The organism is Modestobacter versicolor (assembly GCF_041028285.1).
Lineage (GTDB): Bacteria > Actinomycetota > Actinomycetes > Mycobacteriales > Geodermatophilaceae > Modestobacter > Modestobacter versicolor_A.
Genome location: NZ_JABGDB010000001.1, coordinates 703,385 through 729,971, shown reverse-complemented (window position 1 = coordinate 729,971; position 26,587 = coordinate 703,385). Strand labels below are relative to the sequence as shown.

At 66.7% G+C, this 26,587-nt stretch carries 21 protein-coding genes, 1 tRNA gene and 1 pseudogene; 9 read left to right on the top strand and 14 right to left on the bottom strand.

Annotated elements, in window-relative coordinates; translation table 11 throughout:
* Nucleotides 1–154 precede the first annotated feature (154 nt).
* The gene (locus HL054_RS03715) at nt 155–1,099 is read left to right on the top strand and encodes a restriction endonuclease (RefSeq protein WP_369137396.1); all 945 of its coding nucleotides are present in this window, start codon (nt 155–157) and stop codon (nt 1,097–1,099) included.
* Between the two features lie 1,042 nt (nt 1,100–2,141).
* On the opposite strand, the gene HL054_RS03710 is transcribed toward HL054_RS03715, so the two are convergent.
* Nucleotides 2,142–3,310 (bottom strand): IS3 family transposase gene (locus tag HL054_RS03710; RefSeq protein WP_369137394.1). Its coding sequence is split into 2 segments (ribosomal slippage): nt 2,142–3,013 and nt 3,013–3,310, totalling 1,170 coding nucleotides; the frame shifts between segments, so codons are not numbered across the junction.
* 252 nt (nt 3,311–3,562) lie between these two features.
* Between HL054_RS03710 and HL054_RS03705 the strand changes: the two genes are divergently transcribed.
* Nucleotides 3,563–3,826 carry a helix-turn-helix domain-containing protein gene (locus HL054_RS03705; protein ID WP_369137393.1) on the top strand — a complete coding sequence of 88 codons (264 nt, stop codon included), beginning with the start codon at nt 3,563–3,565 and terminating at the stop codon, nt 3,824–3,826.
* Here HL054_RS03705 and HL054_RS03700 read toward each other — a convergent pair.
* The 4 genes from HL054_RS03700 to HL054_RS03685 form a co-directional block, all read right to left on the bottom strand.
* Nucleotides 3,808–3,996 (bottom strand): hypothetical protein, encoded by a 189-nt coding sequence (locus HL054_RS03700; RefSeq protein ID WP_369137391.1) that lies wholly within the window; start codon nt 3,994–3,996, stop codon nt 3,808–3,810. The genes HL054_RS03705 and HL054_RS03700 overlap by 19 nt on opposite strands.
* Before the next feature lie 106 nt (nt 3,997–4,102).
* Nucleotides 4,103–6,793, bottom strand: coding sequence for a restriction endonuclease (locus HL054_RS03695; protein ID WP_369137389.1), 2,691 nt, complete (start codon nt 6,791–6,793; stop codon nt 4,103–4,105).
* A 2-nt stretch (nt 6,794–6,795) separates the two neighbouring features.
* Nucleotides 6,796–8,802 carry a site-specific DNA-methyltransferase gene (locus HL054_RS03690; RefSeq protein WP_369137387.1) on the bottom strand — a complete coding sequence of 669 codons (2,007 nt, stop codon included), beginning with the start codon at nt 8,800–8,802 and terminating at the stop codon, nt 6,796–6,798.
* A 483-nt stretch (nt 8,803–9,285) separates the two neighbouring features.
* On the bottom strand, nt 9,286–9,993 hold the full coding sequence (locus HL054_RS03685) for a hypothetical protein (RefSeq protein WP_369137385.1): 708 nt from the start codon (nt 9,991–9,993) through the stop codon (nt 9,286–9,288).
* 1,344 nt (nt 9,994–11,337) lie between these two features.
* Between HL054_RS03685 and HL054_RS03680 the strand changes: the two genes are divergently transcribed.
* The 3 genes from HL054_RS03680 to HL054_RS03670 all read left to right on the top strand — a co-directional run bounded on the left by HL054_RS03680 (nt 11,338) and on the right by HL054_RS03670 (nt 13,062).
* Nucleotides 11,338–11,520: a hypothetical protein gene (locus HL054_RS03680; protein WP_369137383.1), complete on the top strand. Its 183-nt coding sequence runs from the start codon at nt 11,338–11,340 to the stop codon at nt 11,518–11,520.
* Between the two features lie 144 nt (nt 11,521–11,664).
* Complete coding sequence (locus tag HL054_RS03675) at nt 11,665–11,859, top strand: helix-turn-helix transcriptional regulator (protein WP_369137382.1); 195 nt, start codon at nt 11,665–11,667, stop codon at nt 11,857–11,859.
* Nucleotides 11,860–12,762: 903 nt separating this feature from the next.
* Nucleotides 12,763–13,062: a hypothetical protein gene (locus tag HL054_RS03670; RefSeq protein WP_369137380.1), complete on the top strand. Its 300-nt coding sequence runs from the start codon at nt 12,763–12,765 to the stop codon at nt 13,060–13,062.
* A gap of 135 nt (nt 13,063–13,197) precedes the next feature.
* Here the strand turns inward: HL054_RS03670 and HL054_RS03665 are convergent.
* Nucleotides 13,198–14,364 (bottom strand): annotated as a pseudogene (locus HL054_RS03665) (IS3 family transposase).
* Between the two features lie 231 nt (nt 14,365–14,595).
* On the opposite strand from HL054_RS03665, the gene HL054_RS03660 reads away from it, so the two are divergent.
* Together HL054_RS03660 and HL054_RS03655 are read left to right on the top strand one after the other, a co-directional pair.
* Nucleotides 14,596–16,983 carry a protein kinase domain-containing protein gene (locus tag HL054_RS03660; RefSeq protein ID WP_369137378.1) on the top strand — a complete coding sequence of 796 codons (2,388 nt, stop codon included), beginning with the start codon at nt 14,596–14,598 and terminating at the stop codon, nt 16,981–16,983.
* Between the two features lie 448 nt (nt 16,984–17,431).
* Nucleotides 17,432–18,655, top strand: coding sequence for a site-specific integrase (locus tag HL054_RS03655; RefSeq protein WP_369137376.1), 1,224 nt, complete (start codon nt 17,432–17,434; stop codon nt 18,653–18,655).
* Nucleotides 18,656–18,752: 97 nt separating this feature from the next.
* Here HL054_RS03655 and HL054_RS03650 read toward each other — a convergent pair.
* A tRNA-Asn gene (locus HL054_RS03650) sits at nt 18,753–18,825 on the bottom strand.
* A 133-nt stretch (nt 18,826–18,958) separates the two neighbouring features.
* Here HL054_RS03650 and HL054_RS03645 point away from each other — a divergent pair.
* Nucleotides 18,959–19,174, top strand: coding sequence for a hypothetical protein (locus HL054_RS03645; protein WP_369137375.1), 216 nt, complete (start codon nt 18,959–18,961; stop codon nt 19,172–19,174).
* Nucleotides 19,175–19,178: 4 nt separating this feature from the next.
* On the opposite strand, the gene HL054_RS03640 is transcribed toward HL054_RS03645, so the two are convergent.
* The 7 genes from HL054_RS03640 to HL054_RS03610 form a co-directional block, all read right to left on the bottom strand.
* Complete coding sequence (locus tag HL054_RS03640) at nt 19,179–19,745, bottom strand: hypothetical protein (protein ID WP_369137373.1); 567 nt, start codon at nt 19,743–19,745, stop codon at nt 19,179–19,181.
* Nucleotides 19,742–21,631: a DNA primase gene (gene dnaG / locus HL054_RS03635; protein ID WP_369137372.1), complete on the bottom strand. Its 1,890-nt coding sequence runs from the start codon at nt 21,629–21,631 to the stop codon at nt 19,742–19,744. Before dnaG ends, HL054_RS03640 begins: the two co-directional genes overlap by 4 nt.
* Nucleotides 21,631–22,110 carry a hypothetical protein gene (locus HL054_RS03630; RefSeq protein WP_369137370.1) on the bottom strand — a complete coding sequence of 160 codons (480 nt, stop codon included), beginning with the start codon at nt 22,108–22,110 and terminating at the stop codon, nt 21,631–21,633. Before HL054_RS03630 ends, dnaG begins: the two co-directional genes overlap by 1 nt.
* An 11-nt stretch (nt 22,111–22,121) precedes the next feature.
* A complete protein-coding gene (locus HL054_RS03625) occupies nt 22,122–22,751 on the bottom strand; it encodes a YdcF family protein (RefSeq protein WP_369137368.1) in 630 nt (209 codons plus the stop codon).
* Between the two features lie 58 nt (nt 22,752–22,809).
* The gene (locus HL054_RS03620) at nt 22,810–23,274 is read right to left on the bottom strand and encodes an Rv0361 family membrane protein (protein ID WP_369137366.1); all 465 of its coding nucleotides are present in this window, start codon (nt 23,272–23,274) and stop codon (nt 22,810–22,812) included.
* Nucleotides 23,271–24,428 carry a tRNA dihydrouridine synthase DusB gene (gene dusB, locus HL054_RS03615; RefSeq protein ID WP_369137364.1) on the bottom strand — a complete coding sequence of 386 codons (1,158 nt, stop codon included), beginning with the start codon at nt 24,426–24,428 and terminating at the stop codon, nt 23,271–23,273. Before dusB ends, HL054_RS03620 begins: the two co-directional genes overlap by 4 nt.
* A 205-nt stretch (nt 24,429–24,633) precedes the next feature.
* Nucleotides 24,634–26,046, bottom strand: coding sequence for a glycine--tRNA ligase (locus tag HL054_RS03610; RefSeq protein WP_369137363.1), 1,413 nt, complete (start codon nt 26,044–26,046; stop codon nt 24,634–24,636).
* A gap of 150 nt (nt 26,047–26,196) precedes the next feature.
* Here HL054_RS03610 and HL054_RS03605 point away from each other — a divergent pair, with 150 nt between their 5' ends.
* Nucleotides 26,197–26,550, top strand: a complete 354-nt coding sequence (locus HL054_RS03605) for a hypothetical protein (RefSeq protein ID WP_369137361.1) — start codon at nt 26,197–26,199, stop codon at nt 26,548–26,550.
* Nucleotides 26,551–26,587 lie beyond the last annotated feature (37 nt).

The following is a 26,587-nucleotide window of genomic DNA, read 5'->3' as shown; positions in this document are numbered from 1 at the left end:
CGGTGACTGGACATACTGCAGGAGTGAGACTTCGCCGGCCGTGGGATCATCGCCGCGAGCCTCGACACGGAACGAAGGCGCAAGAGGACGACAACACGGGCGTGAGCGTTCGAGCTAGCTGCCAGACACTGATTGACCAGGACGGGAACCGATTATGAACGACTTGGAACATGACAGGAAGTTGAACAGGATACCGACCTGGGAAGCGTTCATGGCCCCCACCCTCCAGGTGCTGAGTGATGGAATCGTCCGCACACGGAGAGAGATTCGACCGCTGGTCGCTCGCGAAAGCGATCTGACGGAAGAACAAATGAAGGAGACGCTGGGATCTGGACAGCCAACGTTCGAGAACAGAATCGGCTGGGGCTTGTCCTTCCTCACAAACGTCGGGGCCCTCGCACGTCCAAGCCGGGGCAACTACACGATCACTGAAGCCGGCAAGTACCTTCTCGAACGATTTCCCGATGGCTTTTCCGAGCGGGACGTCAATGCACTCGGTGAAGATACCTCCTCGCCCATCCGCCCGTACGTCGCGACGGTCAATAAGAAGTTGCCCGTCACCGACTCGCCCATCGATACCTCGACGCTCACACCGATCGAGCAAGTACAAAGCGGCGTTCGACGAATTCACGACGAGGTCGCGAACGAGCTGCTGCAACGACTACAGGACAAAAACCCGGGCTTCTTTGAGCAAGCGGTCGTTAGTCTCTTACTAGCGATGGGTTACGGGGGTGCTAATGGCAATGGCTCGGTCACTCAACTGTCGAACGACGGAGGGATCGACGGAGTTATAGATCAAGACATACTTGGACTGAGTCGCGTGTACATCCAAGCTAAGCGCTACGCGGACGGAAACGGCGTTGGTCGTCCGGACGTCCAAGGGTTCGTCGGTGCGCTACACGGCAGAGCAGACAGTGGAGTCTTCATTACGACAAGCCACTTCTCGCAGGGCGCTCGTGACTACGTCGCCTCTTCGCCGACCCGAATAGTGCTGATCGACGGGAAGCGACTCACCAGTCTCATGATTCAGTTTAACGTTGGTGTGCAGACTAGCGAGACTTACGCAATTGCAGAGATAGACGAGGACTTCTTTGCGTAACTGATCACATGGTCGCAAGAGTCCTTCCCCCCTCAGGTTCAGGACTGGACTTGTGGCTGCATCACGCGCCACGAACGTAAGGCGTTCGCTTCCCGAGGGGTCGTTTTACCGCTGGTGCCCGACGGCAGCGGTGGACGGCCCACGGGGCACCTCTGGCCCTCGATACTGAGTACCCGAAGGTGCCAGGGTGCTACAAGCCGGGCAAAAGAACAGGCTCTGACCAGCGTCTTCGCTGGTCAAGGCCTTGGTATGCTCGCTCGATAGGACCTGAAGCTATAACCCTGCGATTCGATCTTGAACCGTTGGATGGCGTTGGCCATGCAGTATAAGTGCAGCTCAAGGCCGGTTTCAACGTTGGTTATGCCGAACCTATAAACGCGATTAACGGCTATATGATTAACGGCTATATTGAGTGCCTAAGGAGTGCCCATCCGGATGTCGCGACCGGACGATCACGCGTCTCCGCGAGTCGCCGGAGTCGGGCACCACGACACCGTGCCGTATTCGCCACCTGCAAGCTGAACCGCTGACGTGCAGACATCCCGGTGCGACGTCGGGTCGAGGTCGCTGCGGGCGGGCCTCAATCGTCGAGAGCCGTGGCCGCAGCGAGATGCGCGCGGGTGCGTTGGTCGAAAGTCGGATGGGAGGCCAGGAGCCGCTGCGACCATCCCCGAGCTGCAGGTTGGCAGTCATCGAGTGCGCGGAGTGCGACGGCCAACTCCGATGCCAGGCCGTGGTCGGCCGCGAAGAGGTCGGCGGCGAACTCGGCCCGTCGGCTGATTGCAGCGTCCGCCACGGGACAGAGCACCGCGGCCAACCCGACGGAGGCCAGGACTCCCCCGGCCATCCACTGCCCTGGCTCAGCGACCGGGTCACGGTGACGGCCAATCCGACGACCACAGCGGCAAGGGCTCCGCGCCAGCTGGGACGGCCGGCCAGGGAGCCCGCCAGATCCATCAGCAGCCTTCTCGCCCCGCGCTAGTTGTACTGACCGGGGAGGGGGACTGCCCCCACTACAGTTGACTCGGTTCGGTAGGGGCGTTCAGGCCGCGTGAGCGGCTTGGGTCAGTGTCTCGATTTCGATGGGTGTGAGTCGTCTGAGGCGTCGTTGCCGTCGGCGCCGGTGGTAGGTCTTCTCGATCCAGGTGATGATCGCCAGCCGCAGGTCCTCGCGGGTCGCCCAGCGCTGCCGGTCCAGGACGTTGCGCTGCAGCAGAGCGAAGAAGGACTCCATCGCGGCGTTGTCGCCGCAGGCACCGACCCGACCCATCGAGCCGGTCAGCCCGTTGTTCTTCAGCGTGGTGACGAAGGCGGTGGAGCGGAACTGGCTGCCGCGGTCCGAGTGCACGATCGTGCCGGCCGGCCCCCGCAGGGCGATGGCGTTGCGCAGCGCGGTCACCGCCAGGGCGGCGGTCATCCGGGCGTCCATGGAGTAGCCGACGATCCGCCCGGAGTGCAGGTCCTTGATCGCGCAGAGGTAGAGCTTGCCCTCGGCCGTGGGGTGCTCGGTGATGTCTGTCAGCCAGATGGTGTTCGGCGCCGTGGCGGTGAACTGCCGGTCGACCAGGTCGTCGTGCACCGGCGGGCCGGCCTTGCGGTTCAGGCCGCGCTTCTTGGCGAACACCGACCAGATCCGCTGCTGGGAGCACAGTCGGGCGACCCGGTTCTCACCGGCGGTGAGTCCGCGTTCGTGGATCTGGTCGGCGATGAACCGGTAGCCGAAGGCGGGATCGTCGTGGTGGATGTCGACCGCGGCGTTGATCAGGTGCGCGTCATCCCAGTCCCGCTGACTGACGGGGTCGGCCTGCCACTTGTAGAAGGCCTGCTTGGAGAAGCCCAGCACCCGGCAGGTCACCGCGACGGGGATGTCGTCGGCGGCGAGTTCACGGACCAGCGGATACATCATTTTGGGAGGACGTCGCGGGCGAAGTAGGCCGTCGCCCGGCGCAGGATCTCGTTCTCCTGCTCGAGCAGCTTGTTGCGCCGGCGAAACTCGCGTAGCTCCGCCGAGTCGTCGGTCGTCCCGCCGCCACCACGATCGCTCGAGGTCGGTGGCGCGAGGCCGTCCTCCCGGTCGGCGATCTCTAGCCAGCGCTGCAGGCAGGTCTCGGAGATCCCGAAGTCCTTGGCCACCTCGGCGACTGATGCCTCGCTCTTGCGGGCCACTGCGATTGCGTCACGACGGAACTCCGCCGGATACGGCTTGGGCACGCTGCTGATCTTTCCAGCGAGGCCGCAACCTCACGGGCAAGGAGTCAACCGAACCGGGGGCAGTCCCAAGCGACTCGCGTCGAGCGGACACCTCGTTCTGTGCCAGGTTTCGCTGCTCGTAGTCGGCGGGCCTCACATGCCCGAGTCGCGAGTGCCGACGTCGGGTGTTGCGGAAGCCCTCGCGGCGCGACGGAATGGCCCTTTCGGCGGGGACTCCAATACAGGAGTAGAGGCAATGACTACGCTCCCGGCGTGCCGTATCCGCCCCGTCCGCTGCTCAGGCCGCTGCCAGAGTTCGCCGGCACGGCAAGCCCTCAGCCCGACAGAGCCGTTCAGGCACGGGTCGAGCGCTTCGTCCTGGAGCAGTACGCCGAGGGCCGCTCACTGCGCGAGCTGGCCGAGCTGACCGACCGTTCGTTCTCAGCCGTCCGCAAGATCCTCGACAAGCACGGCATCAAGCGACGTGGATCAGGAGCTCAACCCCTGGCCAGCACCGATCAGTCTTCGCCTTCGTGATCACTCTCAGGCCCGATCTCAGCCAGGTACTCGGAGATCGCAGCGCCGTCGTAGCTCACCGGAAGCAAGTCCGGTGTCGGCTCAGCCATGGTGCTGTCGTACGACTCTGACCGCGCAATCGTGTCGATGACGAAGTCGGCAGCGTGCTTTGACAGCTTCTCGTCGCTCACGTGGATTGAGAGCCTCCATCAGACCCGGGGCGGGACAGTGGTAGGCCTGCCGATCGTCGCAGGTCGTACTCGTTTGCGCAGCTCGCCCCCTAGAGCGAGGGTGCGGTCAGTCGTCGATGTCCGAAGCGACCTTGACGACCTTGTAGTGCACATCGATGGCGTTGAAGTGCTTTTCACCGAACTGCGTCTTCAGTCGTTCGTCGGCCCGCAACTTGCTGACGTCGCGGGTCGGCTTGCTCTCAGCGACCAGGTACAGGCGGTTAGTCCCGTCCTCATCCTCCTTGAGGATGGCCCAGTCAGGGTTGTACGGGCCGACTGGCGTCTCCACGGTGAACCAGCCGGGCAGTTTGATGAAGACCTTGATGTCCTCGCGGACGTCCAGGGCCTCGGCGAAGTCCTTCTCCGGGTCGGAGTCGTACACGACCTCCTGGTAGATGCTCCGGTTGACCGGGACGAGGTTGTCCACGTAGCCAGTCAGTTCGCGCTGCTCGAACAGGCGCATCTCGTAGACGGCGTCAGGGCCGTCCCCGAGACGCTCGTACGTGATGCCATCCACCAGGAGTTCGGCAAGGGCATGGCTGATCGCGTCCTTGGCGTAGTCCAAGAACTGCTGAGGGTTGATGGCTGCGTCGTCCAGACGGCCGGACTGGATGAGGATCTGCGCGATGGTGGAGCGGCTGACCGGTAGCAAACGGCTGAGGTGGCCAAGCAGGTCGGGAATCGGGTAGGCGCTCTGCACCTCCACCGGCGTCTTTTCTGCCGTCCACTGGGTCGTGACGCCTTCCTTAGCGTCCATGGACACGGTCGCCTTCTGGGCCCGGATGTAGGACCCGGCGAGCGTCGGCTTGGCGGCGAGGGCCTCCCCCGCTGCCTTGATGAGGTCATCGGTGTCGTACACGACCTTGTAGGTGGTGCGGTGCTTGACCTTGTTCCACAGGTCGATGAAGTGTTGGTCGGTGTCGTATCCCTTACGGACCTTGACGGTCTTGCGGTCCTTGCCCTTCTTGATGTTGCTCCGGGGAAAGGCGACGCCAGTGTCGTCCTCGATCTCGCGCTGAAGCGTGTTGGCGAACTCCTCGTAGGACTCGTTCGCGACCACGGCGAGTCGAGCGACATCCGGGTTGGTGCAGCGTGTGCCGTCAGCGGTGACTGGCAGCCTGAGTCCCCGCCCGATCTCCTGTCGCTTCTTCGTCTCTGAATGCGTGTCGTTGAGGGTGCAGATGACGAAGACGTTGGGGTTGTCCCAGCCTTCCCGCAGGGCCGAATGGCTGAAGATGAACCGCAACGGCTCGTCGACGGACAGCAAGCGCTGCTTGTCTCGCATGATCAATTCGTACGCGCGGTCGTCGTCCTTGGTTGCACCACTGGTGTCTTTGGCGACGTCCTTTTTGTCGACAGCGAAGTAGCCGTCGTGGACCTCTGACACCGGCGGCAGGGACAGGCTGGCGTACTTAGGGAGTGCCGCCGCCTTGCTGTACTCCTCCTCGAACCAGGTGCGGAACTTCCCGTCGGCGGGCCAGTAGTTGGCAACCCGGTCGATGAAGAAGAGGCTCAGGACCTTGGTAGGGGCCATCTCCCCTGCTTCGACTCGACGGCGGATGTCCAGTTCGCGGTCTAGGTGCTGGGCGATGGCGGTGCGGATCTGAGTGCGCTGGACGAGGTTCCTGTCCGGACCGATGGTTTCCCCAGCCTTGATTTCCACGCCGTTGGTGAAGAGCAGGGTCTGGGTAGCAGCGTTGATCTCTTCTACGACGTACCCGGCGTAAATGTCGCGGTCGGTCGCCTTCTTCAAGTCCTTGAGAGGACCGCAGGTGATCTTCTTTCGGGTAACGCCGTTCTGGCTGAGGGCGTCAACCTCGACTTGGGCGGAGACCCCCCGCTTCGCAGCGGTGATCTTCGCGAGCCGAATGTGCGGACGGTTGGTGTTGTCGTCTTCCATCACCGACCAGACGTCGATGCGCTTGACCAGACCCAGGTTGTAGGCATCGACAGGGGTCAGGCGATACACCTGGTGGTAGGTCTCACGGTGGGTGGCCGAGTACCGCAGGGTCACCAGCGGATTGAGCGACGCGATCGCCCTTTTCGCCGTATCCGAGACCATGTTCTGCGGTTCATCGAGGATGACGATCGGCGCGCAGGCTTGGATGAAGTCGATGGGCGCGTGACCCATCATCTGGTCCTGGGACTGGTAGATCCGGTTGATGTCGGCCTTGTTGAAGGCGTCGATGTTGATGATGAGGATCTGGAGGTGGTTGGCCTGCGCGAAGGACCTAAGCCGGGTGGGGTTCTTGGAGTCGTAGGTCATGGTGTTGTACTGCACGCCGTCGTACAGGGCCGCCAAGTGGGTCTTGAGGAGGCGCAGGTTCGCTTCGACGCCCTCGCGGATCGCCACGCTGGGAACGACGACCACGAACTTGGTGAACCCGTACACGCGGTTCAGTTCGAATGCGGTGCGGATCTGCACGTAGGTCTTCCCGGTACCCGTCTCCATTTCCACGGAGAAGTCGCGGCTAATGAGCGGCTCGTCGCCAGCATCACCACGAAAGGCCGCGGGAATGTCGTTGCGTCTCTGGACCTCGTCCAGGCTGACGCGGATCTGCTCGTCGGCAACGTGCAAGACGTTGCCGATGCCGTACTCGGTCTGCAGGCTGGTCTGCTCGCCTGTGTCGTGGATCTCGAAGGTCGTGGAAGCCAGCGGCTGCCCCTTGAACAGGTCCAAGACGGCGGTGATGGCGTCGTGCTGGAAGGACTGGTCGGGATCGAACTTGATCTCGACAGCGGTGGAGGTGACGGCCACGGTCAGACCGTCCTGAGAGTGATGGAGGCGTCTCGCAGTCGGTAGAAGGCGTTGCTCTTGACCGCGTCATCTCCGGCGAAGGCGGTCTCCAGCATCACGACGCGCGGGGAGCCGAGGGCGATCAGCCCGGAGACAAGGTCATCGGCGACCTTGCGGGCAAGGCAGACCGTGAGGGCTGCCTTCGCAACCTTGACGACCTGCTCGCCCGCGATTTCGTGCCGCGTGAGCGGCGCGTTCAAGGAGATGCCCTCCTTGAGAAGAACCTCGATGAGGATGCCGTCATCCGTGGCGTCGTCGGCCAGGCTGTCGGCGAACAAGTTGAGGTGCAGCGCAAGTCCGTCGCCGTCCGCGGGCGCGCTCGCCGGATCCCAGACCTTGAAGTTGCTTCGCCTCAGCCGGAGAACGCGCAGACCACTGGCGTCTTCGGTGCCGGTGATGACACGGCGGATTCGCTCCAAGCACACGTCGAAGACCGTCTCGTATCCCTCGCGGCGGGCCACGCTCTTCTCCGGCGTCTGCTCGGGCCACTGGACACCGATGAACCGACGATCGCCGCCATCAGTCGCGTTCAAAGAGAGGACGGCTTCGCCGGTGCTTCCACTGCCTGCGAAGAAGTCGAGCACGACGGCAGACTTGTTGCCACGAGTGCAGTAGTTGATCAGCCGGGCCAGAACTTCGTGATCCTTCGGGCTCTCGAAGACCTTGGCGCCCATGAGGGCACGCAGGTGCTTGGCGGCGACCTGCGCCTGCTTCGACAGGACGCTCGGCATGACCTGCAGGCCGACCAACTGGTCATCATCCTCGTCGCTCTGGTCAGCGACGTCGTCTTCCAGCAGAACCTCAGACTCATCGGGGCGAGGAATCAGGTATGCCTTCCGGAATGGCGGCTTGGTGTGATCTTCGCGGAACTCGACCAACCCGAGACTGATCTGCTCCGCCATAGTTTCCGGGCTCGCGAAGCGCCAGCCGTCGGGCGGCACCTCGCACGGCTCGCCAGTGGTCGGATGGATGACGTCATAGCGCGGTCCGCCGCCCCCGGGCCAGGAGATGTCACGGTCACGCCAGGGCCCGTGTTCGTCGATGTTCTTGTAGCGACTGAGCGCTTTCGAGGGATGCGTCTTGGGAAGGCTTGCGAACCATGCTCGCAGTTCGACTTGCACGGTGGCGTCGTCGCCGCCGTGGGCAGCGCGGAGTACCGCCACCTTGTCGAGGATTTCTCGCGCCCCTGGACGCTCCTCACGCCACTTTGGGCCGCTGTTCTTGAGGAACTCCTTGTTGCGACCCCACACGAGCATGTACTCGTGACCGACGGAGAAAAAGGTGGCGTCGTTCTTGCGGGTCTTCTCCCAGACCAACTCGGCGATGAAGTTCTCTGCGCCGAACACCTCGTCCATGAGCAGACGCAGGTTGTGAACCTCGTGCTCGTCGATCGACACGAGAATCACGCCTTCCTGCGCGAGGAGATTGCGAGCAAAGGCGAGTCGTGGATACATGAACGTGAGCCATGCCGAGTGATACCTGCCGGAGGTCTCGCTGTTGCTGCTCAGACGGGTACCGTCCGCGGCGACCTGGCCTGTCAGTTCGAGGTAGGCGCCGAGACCGTCGCGGAAATCGTCGCTGTAGACGAAGTCTTTGCCGGTGTTGTACGGGGGGTCGATGTAGATCAGGTTGATCTTGTCGTTGTAGCCGCGCTGCAAGAGTCGGAGGACTTCGAGGTTGTCCCCCTCAATCAGGACGTTCTTTGCTTGATCGAAGCCGATGGACGCATCCTCATCCGGCCGAAGGGTCGCACTGCTGCCTGTGCGCAGTGCAGACAGGGCGTCCGCTTTACCTGCCCAGGACAGGCCGTAACGCTCTTCCGGCCCCGGCCCGATCCCGAGGATCTCGCCGATTCGGGCAAGGTCGGGCACACCCTCTGAAAAAGCCTCCGGCAGCAGATCCCGCAGGGCCTCGATCCGGCGCTCGGCCTCGCTCGGGATGGCGAGGTCTACGCGCTCTGGCTCGGTCATTGATTCAAATCCTTGAGGGTTGACAGCGTGGCTATGTCTGAGGGCGCCTCGTGGCGATACCGAGGCCCGCAACGTGCGCCGCCTTGCGCCTGACCCGGCAAGCCGAGCCTTTGCCCGTACTGAGCGGCCCAGCCGCCCTGATCGCTAGCGCGCAGCGTGGACAGCGTTCGTCGCGGCACCCCGTGGCGACAGCCCGGGAGCCGAATGACTCCATGGGTATACATGACGTCAACTGCGCGCTTGGCGAGGCGGGCCGATGTCCCGCACCACGGGCGCGGGGGCTCTCGATGAGTTCACCGCAGAGTGTCCCACCCCGGGATTGATGGAGGCTTTCAACCCCCGGAGGATGGAAGTCATGGCGGCACCGAGGGAGTACCCCGACGACATGCGTGAGCGGGCGATCCGCTTCGCGGTCGACTTGGTGGAGGGGCCGGAGAAGCTGAGCGCCTGCCGCAGTGAGGTGACATGCGAGCCTGCCCCATCCTATCGGTGTCGGCGATTTGTAGATGTGTATGCTCGTGGAGGAGGCGTTCTGAGATAGTTGGCTACCGTATCGACGACGGATTCCCCGTTCGGACCGACAAGTTGGACGGCATAGCCGACGATTCTTTCCCAGTCGAACGACAGTACGTGATGTACGTCAACACTCGTTTCGATAAGCTCGCTGTACTGAATGAGCACATCGAAGACGTCCGGGACGGCCCGGCTCAGCGAGCGCAACAGGGCAAAGTTGGGCACATCGTCAACGTAGGGCGCCCACAGGCGCTGATTGCTTCGTTTCAGTTCGACAACAGCGATCGTGTGCCCAACCGTCACAACAACATCTAAGTCATTGAACGAGAGCTGTTTTGTAAGCAGGCTGCGTGTCCACCGCTGAAAGGGGTCGTTGATTGATCGGTTGACCTCCTTGACGCTAGCGGGCTCTTCGTCTGGCACGCCCGCGCGCTCACGGTTGAGGAAGTCCGCGTAGGCCTGCGGCGAAAAGAACCCCCGAAGCCCGGACGGATCGTCGATCCAGAGCGTGGCAAAGAGACCGCCATCGTCGTAAGTCGCCGGATACGCGACGAGAGCGACAGGTATCGGACTGAAATGCTGCCGGACCCAGGCCAGGATGCTCAGTTCGGCACCACTGGGGGCAAACGATGCGAATGGTTCGACGGCATCAACCTCGAATGTCAAGAACAGCGACATAATTCGGTAGTACGGCGGTAGCCAACTAGCCGCCTTCTCGCCCTTAGGCGGGACCATCCCGCTTGGCCAATGCCCCGCCGCTCGCAGCACCGGAGCCCTTTGTAGACCAACCCGTTCAGCGAACCTGGCACTCCCGCTCACGAAGACCCCCTGCAGTTGGGAAAGGCCTTGCGTGAACCAGTCATCCCGCGCGGTTCGCTGAGTCATTTGTCGCGGGGCGTTACAAAACGGACGGTTGAAGAAGGGGCGAAAGATGCGGTGTGCAAATCGTCAAGATGCTCCGAGAGCGGCCGGCCGGCGGCTCGCGAAACTACGACTGACCACCCGTCAATCCCCGTGGTCCGCTCGCACTTTGAGTCAACATCACCGCGCACAATAAACCGTCGATCGGAATGTCGGAAGTCATTGCGTCCGGTGTTGAATGGCGGGTCGAGGTAAGCTAGATCGACGCCCGAGCGAAGCTGGCTTCGGAGCAAGACCATAACCTGTAGGTTGTCGCCCTCTATAACTCGAGAACCGTTGTCGCGCCCGTACGAGTTGCGATCAGACGGCTCCAGGACGCGTGGCGCGGGCATCCGTGTCCGATAGTGCTTTCGACCGTCCCAGTGAAGATACATCCCGGGACCACTCGGGCGAACCGCTGTCCCGTCATGTTGGAGCGCCTTCGTCGGCCCGGCGCCGGCAGAGTCGGGGGTCGTCTCATCGGTGCTACGGCCGACCGGGTCGGACCGGCGCTGCGGTGTCGGCATCGCCACGAATGTTAACTGACCCGTACGCGCCGCCATGCTGGGCTCGACGCTGCCGCGCGCCTGACGCGCAAAGGACGGCTAGCCAACTTAACCGCGGGTTTGCCGGCCCCAGCAAGGCATCGCTCGTGACCCGCGTGAGCAGAGCAACCTCGCCGCCCCAGCATCACTGGAGACATCAAGATCAGCGTGCCTCACACCTCTTGCACCCAGGCCTCCCGTTCCGTCGTGACGCGTCGGGGTGACGTCGGCTGGGACATCGATCCGGATGGTGGCCAGCATGAGCAGACGTCGCAGCGCAGTAGGGCGGTCGTAGGCCCAGCGCCGAGCAACGAGGCAGCAGGTACGGCGGCCGAACACTTCGCCGTCCGATGAACCGCGAGCAAATCCGGGCCGAGGAATCGAGTCCACAGCGCAGCCTCGTCGGCGAGCCGCGTCGACATGCGGGTGGCGCGGTGGGCCGATCACCGTCAAAGCGACGGGGCGGCTCCCCAGGTGGTGCTCGGCGTCATGCCGGCAGCGCGCATGGGAGCAGGCACGCGCGGCCTCGTCCGGGCTCTCAGCGGTGGGGATCGTTGAGCGACTCGTGGAGACCCCGGTGCCCATCCCGCCGACCTGCCACGACTGGCCTCGCCTGCTCGGTGAACTCGTCACCCAGCTTGATACCGGCCGCATCTACAACCGGGACTTGGACGAGCTGTCCGTCGCCCTGGCCGCGGTCGGCGTCTCGATGACCCGCCGGCTCTACATCCGCAGCCGTACTGCATCCCGCCCGCACTAACCACGACGCCGGGGTGACGTGCCAGTCAGCCCGGGGTGACGTCGGCCAGCTGAATGTCACCCCAACGCTGTTGGCAGCAACCGCACGACGCCGGCGCCTACTCGAAGCGACCAGCTCCACTCGTCGTCGTACCGAGGAGATGCCATGGCCATCCGTCTGCTGACCACCGAGGAGGTGGCAGCGCGATTTCGCACCAGCCCGGCCACCGTCCGGTACTGGCGCCACATCGGCCTCGGCCCCACCGGGGTCAAGGCCGGCCGTCGTGTGCTCTACGACGAGGCGGAGTGCGACCGATGGTGGGAAACCAAGGTGGCCGCGGCGCGGCGCGGCGACCGCTGAGGAGACGGAGGTCCGGATCTCCCGTCCGCGCACGAGAACCCGCTTCGCATCCCAATCCGGTTGCAAGCACCCAGTGCCGCCACCAGCACCCATCGACTGGCGTGCTTTCGCGGTCGCATCAAGACCAAAGTCGTCGAGAAACTCCGGTCCGCCGGCAACTGAGGAGTGCGGCTGACGGTCCGGTTCTAGTGAAGCCGCGCGCCCCGGCCGCCTCCTGCTCACCTTCACTGGGCAGGGATGTGTTCCCAGGTCGCCCCGTAGGCGTGCGCCGACTTCTTCATGTCTTGATAGAAGTCCCATTCCTGATCCCTGCTGGTAAAAACTCTCTCGCGAACCTCCCCACTTCCGTCTATGGGCTTCCACGTGACCCGATAGTTCAGACTGAGGTCCTCGATGCCACTGCTCGGTTCGTGTCGCATTCCTCCTGCTTCCTTTCCCGTCGCCGCTCGGCGGCCTGCTTCAAGCAGCGAGGGCCCAGGCCGCTTGGTGCACCGGCCCAACTGTCCACCGTCCCGGGTGATGCCTGGTTCTTCTTCCACGACACGCCCAGCGCTGTCCGAGCCACTGCCATGTCGGCTCCGTGCACAACTCGTCGGCCTCCAATACGACCGGCGCGCCTGCCAGCCAAGCACCGCACCGCCGAGACGTCGACCATAAACGGCGGCACCGGCAAGAGCCGACGGGTCGCGTACCACTCCCGCCGGACCCAGGACACCACAGAGCCCAGTACGCCAACCTGGCCCGGCTCCCCGCGTCCACAGGCGTGTAGCGCCGATTCCGTGACAACACGCACTGGTCGATCTAACGTCGTACGCGCTCCAGCCACCCGGCGGGGAGCAAGGCACAACGGGTCGACGCGGCCCAAGAGAGGCGGCATCTTCAATGCCCACGACCTCATCCCGGATGCCTGCACCAGGCCCCTTCGAAGTTCTCTGGTTTCCGGACCAGCCTGACGAGATCCACCTCGTCACAGGCGACCCCACCTTCACCGACGCGAACGGTGAACGACCTGGCCTCTGGATCACGTTCTCCCGCAACCCCAAGAGTGCCAACTGGCACCCGTTCTACTGGAACCGCTGCGTCCGTGCGCTTCGAACCGCGAGTCTCGACCACCCGGACGAGATCGAGGAGCACAACCGACGCCTCGACAAGCGCGGCAGACACATCGCCGATTGGAACAAGGTCCACGGCACGGACGACTGACTCCGCCAACCGCTCGCCGCCCGGTCCTCCACCCTGGTGTCCCCTAGTGGGCCGCTTGCGGGCACCGGCAGTCACTCGGCACGTCAATCGCGGGGGACTGCCCCCACTTCGGTTGACTCGAGTTGGTAGGGGCGGTCAGGCCGCGTGAGCGGCCTGGGTCAGTGTCTCGAATTCGATGGGTGTGAGTCGTCCCAGGCGGCGTTGCCGGCGGCGCCGGTGGTAGGTCCTTTCGATCCAGGTGATGATCGCCAGCCGCAGGTCCTCGCGGGTGGCCCAGCGCTGCCTGTCCAAGACGTTGCGCTGCAGCAGAGCGAAGAAGGACTCCATCGCGGCGTTGTCGCCGCAGGCACCGACCCGGCCCATCGAGCCGGTCAGGCCATGGGCTCTTGAGCGTGGTGACGAAGGCGGTGGAGCGGAACTGGCTGCCGCGATCGGAGTGCACGATCGTGCCGGCCGGCCCCCGCAGGGCGATGGCGTTGCGCAGTGCGGTCACCGCCAGGGCGGCGGTCATCCGGGCGTCCATCGAGTAGCCGACGATCCGCCCGGAGTGCAGGTCCTTGATCGCGCAGAGGTAGAGCTTGCCCTCGGCGGTCGGGTGCTCGGTGATGTCGGTCAGCCAGACCGCATTGGGCGCCGTGGCGGTGAACTGGCGGTCGACCAGGTCGTCGTGCACCGGCGGGCCGGCCTTGCGGTTCAGGCCGCGCTTCTTGGCGAACACCGACCAGATCCGCTGCTGGGAGCACAGTCGGGCGACCCGGTTCTCACCGGCGGTGAGTCCGCGTTCGTGGATCTGGTCGGCGATGAACCGGTAGCCGAAGGCGGGATCGTCGTGGTGGATGTCGACCGCGGCGTTGATCAGGTGCGCGTCATCCCAGTCCCGCTGACTGACGGGGTCGGCCTGCCACTTGTAGAAGGCCTGCTTGGAGAAGCCCAGCACCCGGCAGGTCACCGCGACGGGGATGTCGTCGGCGGCGAGTTCACGGACCAGCGGATACATCATTTTGGGAGGACGTCGCGGGCGAAGTAGGCCGTCGCCCGGCGCAGGATCTCGTTCTCCTGCTCGAGCAGCTTGTTGCGCCGGCGTAGCTCCCGCAGCTCGACATCGGCGTCCTTCGGCCCGCCACCGCGGTCACCGGAGGCGGCCGGCGCGAGTCCGTCCTCGCGGTCGGCGATCTTCAGCCAGCGCTGCAGACAGGTCTCCGAGATCCCGAAGTCCTTGGCCACCTGGGCGACCGACGCCTCGCTCTTGCGGGCCACCGCGATCACGTCACGACGGAACTCCGCCGGATACGGCTTGGGCACGATGCTCATCCTTCCAGCGAGGCCGCAGCCTCACAGGTGAGGAGTCAACCGAACCGGGGGCAGTCCCCGTGTCTACCTGCTATCACGGAGCGGGTCTTCCTACAGGGGTCGCGGGTCATCCCCCACCCTGGTCCTAGCCTGCCACTCAACCGACATGTCGCGACCGCCTGGACACCATGCGGTGCGGCCGACTATGTTCCGAAACATTGCCAACGGGGGAGAGCGCGGACGATGACTTTCAACGAAGCACAAGACAGCCATGTGGCGCTCAAAGAGATTGTTGCGGAGAGGACCGCCCCCATCCTCGTCTGGACTGGCGCGGGACTTAGCGCCAGCGCAGGCCTACCTGTTTGGTCTCAACTTCGGCAGCGCCTAATGGAAGCCGCCTACAGTAACGCAGCTACGTTCGACCCAAGGGAAGCATCGGCGAGGTCCCAAAGGATCGAAAGCATCTCGTCGGAAAAGGACCCATGGGTCGCGTTTCAGCGGCTCAAAGTTGTGATGGGCCAGGCGTCCTATGAGTCGGTGATCCGCAGGGCTCTCGGGAGTGCCGTTTCCTGTCAGATCCCCAATACATATCGATACATCTGGCGGCTAAACGTTGCGGGTGTACTGAATCTAAACATCGATCGACTAGCCACGCGAGCCTTCTCCGAAGAGCACCCCGGCGACGCCCTGCTGGAATTTGAGGGTTTGAAACTCGCAAGGCTTCCCGGCCTTCTGCATGGCCGCCAACCCTTCGTTGCCAATCTGCATGGAATAAGTGAAGATGCGGCGTCGTGGGTCTTCACCAACGATGAACTCGGAAAATTGCAGAAAGATGACGCCTACCTGGCCCTCATGCAGAGTTGTTTTGGTACCTTCACCAACGTCTTTATTGGTGTCGGCGCTGACGATGTAGCGATCAGTCGTCACCTACAGAAGCTCAAGAGCCTCAACGTTAGCCACCCCCCGCATTTCTGGGTGACAAACCGGACCGACTCGGCGACGGACGATTGGGCGCAAAGCCTGGGAATTCAGATCGTCCGCTACACGAAGGACGAGACCGGGCACGAAGGCCCCATGTCCCAATTCTTTAATTCACTCCTGGCGGCGGTGCCCGCACCAGAAGCGACACAATTCCCGCCAGTCTCACTAGGCCAACAAAGCGCGTCAACAGCCTCGACAGATTCAGGTGACCTTCAACCCGAAAGTTTGATCAACTGGGGCGCACCCGAGCTTCGCTCCTACCTGAACGCCCGGGCCTCGGAGATCCTCGCTCCAGGAGGAGCTTCGGCCTGGTCCGCTTACGAATCCTTCTCCCGTGATTTCGATGAGCCCATATACCGGGCTTGGTACACGAGTGACCGGCAAGGTCACAACGACTTACTGGGCTACACGCTGCACGAGCAGATCGCACGGGGTGCCTTCGGGCGGGTCTATCGAGCCACGGACCCGGACGGAAACACCGTCGCCGTGAAGGTCCTCCTGGAGGAGATTCGCAGGGATATGGGGCTCCTCCAGAGTTTCCGACGCGGAGTGCAGTCTATGCGCATCATTGGGGAACACCGCTTGCAGGGGATGGTCCTCTATAAGGAGGCGTCCGAGATACCCGCGTTCGTCGTGATGGATTGGGTGGACGGCCCCAATCTGCTTCAGGCAAAGCAGAGCGGATATATCGATGATTGGCCGACACTTCTGCGCGTAGCGCAGGAGTTGGTGGCTGTGATATCAAGCGCCCACGCTCTTCCGGATCGGATCCTGCATCGCGACCTCCGCCCTGCCAACGTAATGCTCTCTGGCTACTACACAGACGACACCTGGCACGTTGTCGTGCTGGACTTCGACCTATCCTGGCATCGGGGGGCTAGCGAGAAGTCGGTCGTCTACTCGACAGCCATGGGCTATTTGGCACCGGAACAGGTGACGCATCAGGCCGGTGCCTCAACTCGTAGCGCCGCCGTAGACGCTTTCGGCATCGGCACAACACTCAACTTCCTTTGCAGCGGAGTTGATCCCGTGCTGAACGAACAGCAGCGCGCCGACTACCCGCAGCGTGTTGCGGCTGGAGTGTCGTCGTTAACAGGTGTGACGTGGAAGTCACTCCCCGCCCGCTTCACACGACTCGTACTCGCGGCCACAGCAGAGCACCAGTCGGACCGTTGGGATCTGTCGCAAATTGCCGGTGAGATTGGAAGGCTTCGAGCCGCTAACGACGACCCTCGAACGGTTGCATCGGCAGAGCTGATCACCGAGGAACTGGCTACAGGTCTTCGGGCCTTTGGGGGGTATTCCTGGGAAGCCGACACCTTGACGGCCAAGAAGTCGTCGCCCACCGGACTTAGCCTGGCTCTCCAGGCGGATGAGGTGGGTGACCTGATCAAACTGTCGGTCGAATGGAATCGCACAGGCGTCGAACAGCGAACGGGCTTGACGAAATTCGTGCGCAGGAACGCGCAGACGCTATCCGCCCGCCTGTCTTCGGCCGGGTGGCGGATCGTTCACGAAAACGTTGGTGCAAGCGATTTGAGTCTTCGCTGCACTATCAACGCATCGCCCGTGGCGCGAAGAATTGCTCAGTTGGCCACAGCGACTGAGAACGCTCTAGACGCGATGCAGTTCGGTCCCACACCCATGTAGGCGGCACGCTGCCGCATTCCTCGTCACCGTGTCGTTCAGGAGCAGACCGCTGGGAGCCCTCCACTGGCGGCTCCGTCGCCATCGACGCGCGTCCTCGCAGTAGCGGCGGTGTCAACGGAGTGCAGGCGAGCTTGGTTTCGGCGGCCTTCTAACCCGGGCAACTCGGCGCCTGCTATCACGGAACGGTCCCCGTGTAAGGGCGGAAGGGGTCAACCCCCCACCCTCCCGGTTGCCCCCTGGGCACGGTCACGAGCACGGCCACCCGGGGACGCCCGGGGTGACTGTGGACCGCATCAGTGGGGACGACAGGGCCGGACGTTCCGGGGCGGGAGGCACTCCCACCGGGGTTGATTAACCAAGTAGCTATCCCCCTTTATCACCGCTACGCTGGTCACGAGCGCGGGGAGGACCCCCCACCCGCGCACTAGCTGAGGCGAGAGGACGACCGGTGGCGCGACCGATGATGAAGGTGGGCGAGTGGGGCAACATCGCCACCACTCCTCACAAGTACGACGAGGACGGCAAGGCTCGCAGCCTCCCCAAGGGTTCCCGGAAGGCCGACACATGGCGGGCACGGGCCAAGGTTCGCGACCTGGACGGCAAGGTGCGGGACGTCGAGAGCTGGGCGAAGACGGAGGCGGCAGCACGCCGAGCACTGACCGACAAGCTGCGCGAGCGCGTCCAGCCGGCCCCGGCGCACGCCGCCGTCAAGCCGACCACGAAGGTGAAGGACGCCGCACGGGTGTGGCTGGCCGAGTTGGCTGACTCCGACCGCGCGGTGAACACCAGGCAGGTCTACGCCTCCACGTGCAACCTGCATGTGATCGGTACCGAGAAGGCCCCTGCCTCCCTGGCCAACCTGACCGTTCGGGAGGTGACCGCCGGGGGTGTCGAGCGGGCACTAACCGAGATCGCAAAGACCAGCGGCCCCGGTGCGGCCAAGATGACCCGGACCGTTCTGCGGGGTGTGCTGGACATGGCCACTAAGCACGATGCCATCGCCCTCAACCCCGTCCGATCGGCTGGTCCCATCTCCGTGCGGACCACGAGGAAGGGCACCCGGGACACCGAGCGAACGTTCACCCTGAAGGAGCAGGAGGCGGTATTGGCCTACGCCGCGAGCGACAAGGTCGCCCAACGGCGCGACCTGGCCGACCTGCTGGCCTTCCTTGCGGGTACGGGTGCACGTATCGGTGAGGCGTGTGGGCTGCGCTGGTCAGCTCTGGACCTGGCCCAAGGGACCGCCAAGCTCGGTCCGGTGGTCGTGCGGGAGAAGGGCAAGGGACTCCACGTGCAGGACGACGGCAAGACCGACACCAGCACGCGCACGATCAAGCTGCCCGCCGACCTGGTGGCCAGGCTCATGTCCAGGCAGGTGAACGCGCCACGCAACGACTGGGACGTCGTGTTCACCTCTGCACGGGGCCACCTGCGCGACACCAGCAACACCTGCGGCGACGTCAGCGAAATGCTGACCGCCGCCGGGTACCCGTGGGCGACCGCCCACACCTTCCGGCACACCGTCGCCACCACACTGGACCTGGCGGGCTTGTCGGCCCGGGAGATCGCCAACCACCTCGGGCACAAGCACGCGAGCATGACCCAGGACGTCTACATGAGCCGTCGCACGATTTCCGACCGTGCGGCCGAGCTGCTGACGCTGGGCAGCTAACGGCGAGCAAAGCGGGGGGTTACCGGGGGATCGCCGACTCGGCGCAGCAAAAGAAGAGGCCCCGACCGGCATTGAAGCTGGTCAGGGCCTTGGCTTGCTCCCTCGATAGGACTTGAACCTATAACCCTGCGATTAACAGTCGCATGCTCTGCCAATTGAGCTACGAGGGACCGACGAGCCGTGGCCCGTGCGTCGTCAAGGCTACCTCACCCCGCCGGGTCGTCCAGGAGGGGGCTCTCGGCGCGTCGGATCCGAGACCGGCCGGTAGCGTTCGCCTCTCCGTCCGAACCCAGGAGGTCCCTCGTGGCCAAGCTGTCCTTCATCGCCGGCTTCGGCGCTGGCTACGTCCTCGGCGCCAAGGCCGGGCGCGAGCGCTACGAGCAGATCCGTCGCGCCTACAACCACGCCAAGGACGACCCGCGTCTGCAGAGCGCCGCCGGCCTGGCCCAGGCCCGTGCCGACGCCGCCGTCAGCTCGGTCAAGACCCGCCTCGGCAGCGAGACCGGCACCAGCCGCTGACCGGTCAGTGGCTGGGGTCGTCGGCGTCGACGGCGGCCGCCAGCCGCTCCCGGGCCACCTGCCGCGCGGCCGGGTCCTCCCGGTCGGCGTCCTCGTCGAACACCACGGTCCACTCCCGGGCCGCCTGACCCGGCACCCGGCGCGCCACCAGCAGCACCGCTCCCCCGGTGGGCAGCGGGTGCCGCTGGCTGGTCACGACCGTGCGGTCGACCCGGTCGCGCAGCGCCGGCGGCAGGTCGCCGGCGTCCCGCAGCACGTGCCGCTGCGGCGCCAGCCGCGCCTGCACGCCGGGCTCCACCTCGGTCAGCGGCACCACGGTGAACGTCCCGCCGCTACCGGCGGCGGCCCACCGGGCGGTGGCGATCTCGTGCCACGGCAGCAGCGGCAGCTCGGCCGGGTCGGTCGCGTCGGCCGGGACGACGCGCAGCCCGCGCGACGTCGCGACCGTCCAGTCGCCGTCGACCCGCTCCCCCCACGCGAGCACCCGCTCGTCGGGGTCCGCAGCCAGCGCGGCCCGCACCGGCTCCGGCGGCCGGGCGAACCGGGCCCGCACCCGCTCGACGAGGTTCACGGCGTCAGGCCGCCGGCGGCGCGCTTGCGCAGCGAGATCGCCAGCTGCTCGAGGTCCATCAGCTTCTTGAACGAGCGCATGTACTCGTCCTGCGCCTCAACCGGGTTGGTGCGCTGCAGCTTGCCCTTGAGCGCGGCGATCTCGCGCACCGTGGCCATCTCGTGCAGCCGGGCCATCAGCGCGTTGACGTACAGCGGGTCGTTCTCCCCCACCGCGTGCAGCGGCTCGACCGCCAGCGCGGTGAGCATCGCCTTCGCCGACTCCCGGTCGCAGTGCGCCGACACCTCGTCCAGCCACGCCGGCCCGCTGTCCGTGGCCGCCGCCGCTCCCCCGGCCGCCGCCACCGCAGCAGCCACCGCCGCGTAGTCCGGGTGCGTGTAGGCGCTCGGCTCGACCGCGTCGAACTGCGGCCCGGCGATCTCCGGGCACTGCAGCGCCGCCTTCACCGCCTCCCGCTCCACCTCGATCGCGGCGTCGTCCGGTGAGCGCTGCGGCATCCGCGGCCGGGATCGCGGCCGCTCCGCCCCGCCGTCCCCACCGGCCAGCTGGCGCACCCGGGCGACGACCTCGGTCTCGTCGGGCAGCCCGAGCAGGCCGGCCAGCCGGCGGGCGTAGGCCGGCCGCAGCGCGTGGTCCTTGATCTGGGCGAGCAGCGGTGCCGTCTTGTCCAGCGCGGCGACCCGGCCCTCGACCGTGTCCAGGTCGTAGCCCTCCAGCGTCGTCCGCAGCACGAACTCGATCAGCGGCGTCCGCCGGGCGATCAGGTCACGGACGGCGGCGTCGCCGTGCGCCTGGCGCAGCTCGCACGGGTCGCGGCCCTCCTGCTCGACCGCCACGAAGGTCTGCGCGACGAAGCGCTGGTCCTCCTTGAACGACTTCATCGCCGCCGCCTGACCGGCCGCGTCGCCGTCGAAGGTGTAGACGACCTCCCCGCGGAACTCGTCCTGGTCCATCAGCAGCCGGCGCAGCACGTTGATGTGCTCGGGGCCGAACGCAGTACCGCAGGAGGCGACCGCGGTGGTGACGCCGGCGACGTGGCAGGCCATCACGTCGGTGTAGCCCTCGACGACGACGGCCTGGTGGTTGCGGGCGATGTCCCGCTTGGCCCGCTCGACGCCGTAGAGGACCGAGCTCTTCTTGTACAGCGGCGTCTCGGGGGTGTTGAGGTACTTCGGGCCCGGGTCGTCGTCCATCAGCTTGCGGGCGCCGAAGCCGATGACGTCGCCGGTGAGGTCGCGGATCGGCCAGATCAGCCGGCGGTGGAACCGGTCGATGAGCGTGCCGCGGGAGGACTCCTTGGCCAGCCCGCCGGTGACCAGCTCCTCCTGGGTGTAGCCGAGCCCGCGCAGGTGCCGGGTGAGGGTGTCCCAGCCACCCGGGGCGTAGCCGCAGTTGAAGTCCAGTGCCACCTGCCGGTCGAAGCCGCGCTCGGCGAGGAACGTGCGGGCCGGGGCGGCGTCCGGCGTCATCAGCTGGGCGGCGTAGAAGTCGGCGGCCGCGCTGTTGGCGGCGACCAGCCGGGCCCGCTGGCCGGCGTGCGCCCGGTCGGGACCGGCGGTGGCGCGGCCGCCGTCGTCCTCGTACTTGAGGTCCACCCCGGCCCGGCCGGCGAGCAGCTCGACGGCCTCGGAGAACGACAGGTGGTCGATCTCCTGGATGAAGCGGATGACGTCGCCGCCTACCCCACAACCAAAACAATGGTAGAGCCCGCGCGAAGGCGTGACCTGGAAGGACGGCGACTTCTCGTCGTGGAACGGGCACAGCCCCTTGAGGCTGCCGCCGCCGGCGCGCTTGAGCTGCAGGTGCTCGCCGATGATCTCGTCGATCTTCGTCCGCTCGCGGACCAGCGCGATGTCCGCGGCCCGGATGCGGCCCCGCCCGGCCATCAGGCGGCCGCCGCGGCCGCGCTGCGCCGGCTGAGCACCAGCTCGAACCAGAGCAGGAAGACGGCGTGGTCCAGCGACAGCCCGGCCGCCGGCTCGAGCGTCGGCCGCGGCGACCAGCCGCCGGTCGAGCCGCTCTCCGCCAGCGTCCGGCCCTGCGCGGTGTACCGGTGGGTGTGCTTCCACCAGGAGGTGCTGACGACCTCCACCGGGGTGCCGTCGAGCTCGACCGCCCAGGTGCCCTTCCACATCGACAGCTGCCGCGCCCGCAGCCGGACGGCGTCCTCCGGGTCGACCGTCCAGCGGGCGGTCAGCTCCCGGCTGCCGGCGCGGCGGAACTCCCACGACCGGCCCTGGACGTCGGCGGTGGCGGCCTCCTTCCACGACGAGGCGCGCAGGGTGGCGACCACGGCGTCCCCGGAGAGCACCGGCAGGGTGCCCTTCCCGACGTCGTGCGACCCGTTCTTGCCCAGCTCCAGCACGATGCCCTTCCTCAGCCGATGCCCGGTGCGCCGGCGACGCTCTCGCCGGTCGCGCGGTAGAGCAGGTACGCGGCGGTCTCCCGCAGGATGTAGCGGAACTGGGTGGCCCGGGTCTGCACGGCCGGCCCCTGCCGGGTGGGCGAGCTGGTCGCCTCCAGCCCGGAGTCCTCGGCCATCCGCTCGGCGCGCAGCGCGTGCCACGGGTCGGTGACCAGGACGGCGCTCGACCAGCCGCGGCCGTCGAACTCGGCCGCGACCGCCCGCATGCTCTCCAGGGTGTCCACGCCCTCCTCGACGGCCAGCAGCGCGTCGTCGGGCATCCCGGCGTCGGCCAGGTACTGCCGGCCCGCCTGCGCCTCGCTGAACTCGTCGCCCTCCGCGCGGCCGCCCACGGTGACCACCACCGGGGCGACGCCCTCCTCGAACAGCTCCATCGCGTGTTCCAGCCGGGCCTCGAAGATCGACGACGGGACGCCGTTGTACTGCGCGGACCCGAGGACGACGATCGCGTCGGAGGCGGGGCGGGCGTCCTGCCGCGCGGTCCACCAGATGGCCAGTGCGGTCGACGCGACGAGCAGCAGCACCGCGGTCAGCGCCGCCCCCACCGCCCGGGCGACCAGCCGCCCCGCCCACGATCCCACGCGTCATGGGTACCACGCCCTGCCGACGCCGGTGTGCCCCCTGGGGACGGCGGGCCGGTCAGCCCTCAGCTGCGGTGCCGCACACCTTGGTGCCGCCCTCGGGGACGACGGTGAGCTCGCTGGTGCGGGTGCCGCCGGCGCCCTCCCAGCGCACCTGCACGTGCCGCACCGGCTCGCCGTCGACCCGCTCGCCGCGGGAGCCGGTGACCTCCGGGGTGCCGGGCAGCAGGTACTCGTCGGCCAGCTCGTCGGGGGTGATCCGGGCTCGCTCGGTGTCGCAGATCAGGCCGTAGGCCGTCTCGATGTCGTCAGCCGCCAGCGCCGCGGTGAAGACCCCGGCGACCTCCTCGGCCTGGTCGCCCGCGCTGCCCTTGAACAGCACCATGCCGCCGACCATCAACACCGCCACCAGCACCGTGGCGCTGAGCAGCGCGATCAGCGTCCCGTTGCGGTTGCGCGCCTCCCCGGTGTGCAGCGGCATCGGGTCGTCGTCGTAGAGGAACGGACCTTGCGGAGCGCTCATCCGCCACCCACCAGGAGCTCGGCGCCCGCAGGGGGGCGCGGGTCGTCCCGGTCGGCCAGCCAGCCGTCGGGCAGTGCCACCGGCCGCGGCGGGGTGGTGCGCCCGCGCGGCTCGCCGAGCACCGCCTCCGGGTAGGGCTGGTCGGGGATCCGGTCGAGCAGCTCGGCCAGCTCGTCGAGCGCGGAGACCATCGCCAGCGCCCGGCGCACCTCGGACCCGACCGAGAAGCCCTTGAGGTACCAGGCGACGTGCTTGCGGAAGTCGGCGCAGCCGTGCTGCTCGCCGTGGTCGGCGGCCAGCAGGGTGGCGTGCCGGTGCATGATCGCGGCGACCTCGCGGAAGCTGGGCATCGTGCGCTGGGTCGACCCGGCGAAGGCCGCGGCGAGGTCGCCGAACAGCCACGGCCGGCCCAGGCAGCCGCGGCCGACCACGACGCCGGCGCAGCCGGTCTCGGCCACCATCCGCAGCGCGTCGTCGGCCTCCCACAGGTCTCCGTTGCCGAGCACCGGGATGTCGACGGTCTCCACCAGCCGCGCGATGTGCGTCCAGTCGGCGGTGCCGCTGTAGAGCTGGTCGGCGGTGCGCCCGTGCAGGGTGATCCCCGCGGCGCCCTCGTCCTCGGCGATCCGGCCGGCCTCGAGGTAGGTGACGTGGTCGGCGTCGATCCCGATGCGGGTCTTGACCGTCACCGGGACGTCGCCGGCGGCACGCACCGCCGCGCGGACGATGTTGCCGAACAGCACCCGCCGCCAGGGCAGGGCCGAGCCGCCGCCTTTGCGGGTCACCTTGGGCACCGGGCAGCCGAAGTTGAGGTCGATGTGCGCCGGGCGGGTGCCGGCGACCTGCTCGTCGACCAGCATCTCCACCGCGCGGCCGACCGTGGCCGGGTCGACGCCGTAGAGCTGGACGGAGAACGCGTCGGCCTCACCCGGCGCGGCCTTGACCATGTGCAGCGTCTTCACGTTCCGCTCGACCAGCGCGCGGGTGGTGATCATCTCGCAGACGTACAGGCCGGCACCGAACTCGCGGCACAGCGTGCGGAACGCCGGGTTGGTGATGCCGGCCATCGGCGCGAGCACGACGGCCGGGTCGACGGTGAGCCCGCCGAGCTGCAGCGGCGGCAGCGCCGTCGCGCGCTCGAGGGTGCTGGTCACGGTCCCCAGGGTAGGTGCCCGCGCTGTGTGCCCGGGCTCACGGCCGAGCGAGGCCCCCGGGTCGACCCGGGGGCAACCTCAGCAGGCAACCAGGGTGTTCGCGCGCTTGTGCTCTGCTCACCATGGTGAGCAGAGCACAAGCACCGCCGGGTCACCTGTCAGGCGCCACCGCCCGCGCCGGACGACGGGAGCAGCACCCCCGGGGTCAGCAGCCGGGGAGGCGGGCGGCGAGGTAGGAGACGACCTGGTCCAGGGCGACCCGCTCCTGCGTCATGCTGTCGCGCTCCCGCACGGTCACCGCGTCGTCGTCCAGGGTGTCGAAGTCGACGGTGAGGCAGAACGGCGTGCCGACCTCGTCCTGGCGGCGGTAGCGGCGGCCGATCGCACCGGCGTCGTCGAAGTCGACGTTCCAGTTCTTGCGCAGCGCGGCGGCGAGGTCCCGGGCCTTGGGCGAGAGGTCGGCGTTCCGCGACAGCGGCAGCACGGCGGCCTTCACCGGCGCGAGCCGGTGGTCCAGCCGGAGCACCGTGCGGGTGTCCACGCCGCCCTTGGCGTTCGGCGCCTCGTCCTCGGTGTAGGCCTCCACGAGGAACGCCATCAGCGAGCGGGTCAGGCCGGCCGCCGGCTCGATGACGTACGGCGTCCAGCGCTCGTTGGTGGCCTGGTCGAAGTAGGACAGGTCAGTGCCGGAGTGCTCCGAGTGCGTCTTCAGGTCGAAGTCGGTGCGGTTGGCGATGCCCTCCAGCTCACCCCACTCCGAGCCCTGGAAGCCGAACCGGTACTCGATGTCGACGGTGCGCGTCGAGTAGTGGGACAGCTTCTCCTTCGGGTGCTCGTAGTGCCGCAGGTTGTCCGCCGAGATGCCCAGGTCGGTGTACCAGCGGGTGCGCTCGTCGATCCAGTACTGGTGCCACTCCTCGTCCGTGCCGGGCTGGACGAAGAACTCCATCTCCATCTGCTCGAACTCGCGGGTGCGGAAGATGAAGTTGCCCGGGGTGATCTCGTTGCGGAAGGACTTGCCGATCTGGCCGATGCCGAACGGCGGCTTCTTCCGGGCCGCACCCATCACGTTGGCGAAGCTGACGAAGATGCCCTGCGCGGTCTCCGGGCGCAGGTAGTGCAGGCCGGACTCGTCCTCGATCGGGCCGAGGTGGGTCTTCAGCATCATGTTGAAGTCGCGGGGCTCGGTCCACTGGCCCTTGACGCCGCAGTTCGGGCAGGTGATGTCGGCCAGCCCGTTCTCCGGGGCGCGGCCCTTCTTCTCCTCGAACTCCTCTTCGAGGTGGTCCGCGCGGAACCGCTTGTGGCAGTTCTGGCACTCCGTCAGCGGGTCGGTGAAGACCCCGACGTGGCCGGACGCGACCCACACCTGGCGGGGCAGGATCACCGAGGAGTCCAGGCCGACGACGTCGTCCCGGCCCTGGACGACGGTGCGCCACCACTGCTTCTTGATGTTGTCCTTGAGCTCGACGCCGAGCGGGCCGTAGTCCCAGGCCGAACGGGTGCCGCCGTAGATCTCACCGGAGGGGAAGACGAACCCCCGGCGCTTGCAGAGGTTGACCACCTTCTCGAGGCGAGCGGGGTCGGCGGTGCGGGCAGGGGCGGTGTCGCTGGGCACGGGGGCTCCATCCGGCTGGCGGTCGGCGAGTGACCCCATGACGGTAGTCGTCAGGGGCGAAGCTCCAGTCGGCCCTCCTCCCCGACCTGACACCGGGTGTTCACCGGGCGCCGGTGGAGCGCGGCGCCACGGCGTCCCTACCGTGCTCTCGTGACCGCCTCCGCACCCGGCACGACCGCCTCCCGCCCCGCGGTCGTCGACCAGCAGCTGGCCCGGGCGACCGCTGCCCTCTGCCGCGACCACCCCGCGCACGCCACCACGGTCCGCGGCGTCCTCGCCCCGCTGCGCGACCGGCTGCGGCGACTGCACCAGGACTGCCAGGCTGCCGACGCGGCCGCGTGGTCGGCCTACACCGCCGACCTGGACCGCGGGCTCGCCGAGCTGGAGATCGAGGTGGCCCGGGCAGCGGAACGGACCGGGGGCGTGGAGCAGGTGCTGGGCACCGCAGCCACCCAGTTCGAGCGCCGGGCGGAGGAACTGCGCGAGGAGACCGGCCAGGTCTGACTGCACCACCGGCCACCGGCCACCGGCCACCGGCCAC

What these genes read in the sequence shown, in the direction of transcription:
- HL054_RS03715 (WP_369137396.1), top strand. Translation starts at nt 155, where the DNA reads ATGAACGACTTGGAACATGACAGGAAGTTGAACAGGATACCGACCTGG.
- HL054_RS03690 (WP_369137387.1), bottom strand. Translation starts at nt 8,802, where the DNA reads ATGACCGAGCCAGAGCGCGTAGACCTCGCCATCCCGAGCGAGGCCGAG.
- HL054_RS03685 (WP_369137385.1), bottom strand. Translation starts at nt 9,993, where the DNA reads ATGTCGCTGTTCTTGACATTCGAGGTTGATGCCGTCGAACCATTCGCA.
- HL054_RS03675 (WP_369137382.1), top strand. Translation starts at nt 11,665, where the DNA reads ATGGCCATCCGTCTGCTGACCACCGAGGAGGTGGCAGCGCGATTTCGC.
- HL054_RS03670 (WP_369137380.1), top strand. Translation starts at nt 12,763, where the DNA reads ATGCCTGCACCAGGCCCCTTCGAAGTTCTCTGGTTTCCGGACCAGCCT.
- HL054_RS03660 (WP_369137378.1), top strand. Translation starts at nt 14,596, where the DNA reads ATGACTTTCAACGAAGCACAAGACAGCCATGTGGCGCTCAAAGAGATT.
- dnaG (WP_369137372.1), bottom strand. Translation starts at nt 21,631, where the DNA reads ATGGCCGGGCGGGGCCGCATCCGGGCCGCGGACATCGCGCTGGTCCGC.
- HL054_RS03620 (WP_369137366.1), bottom strand. Translation starts at nt 23,274, where the DNA reads ATGAGCGCTCCGCAAGGTCCGTTCCTCTACGACGACGACCCGATGCCG.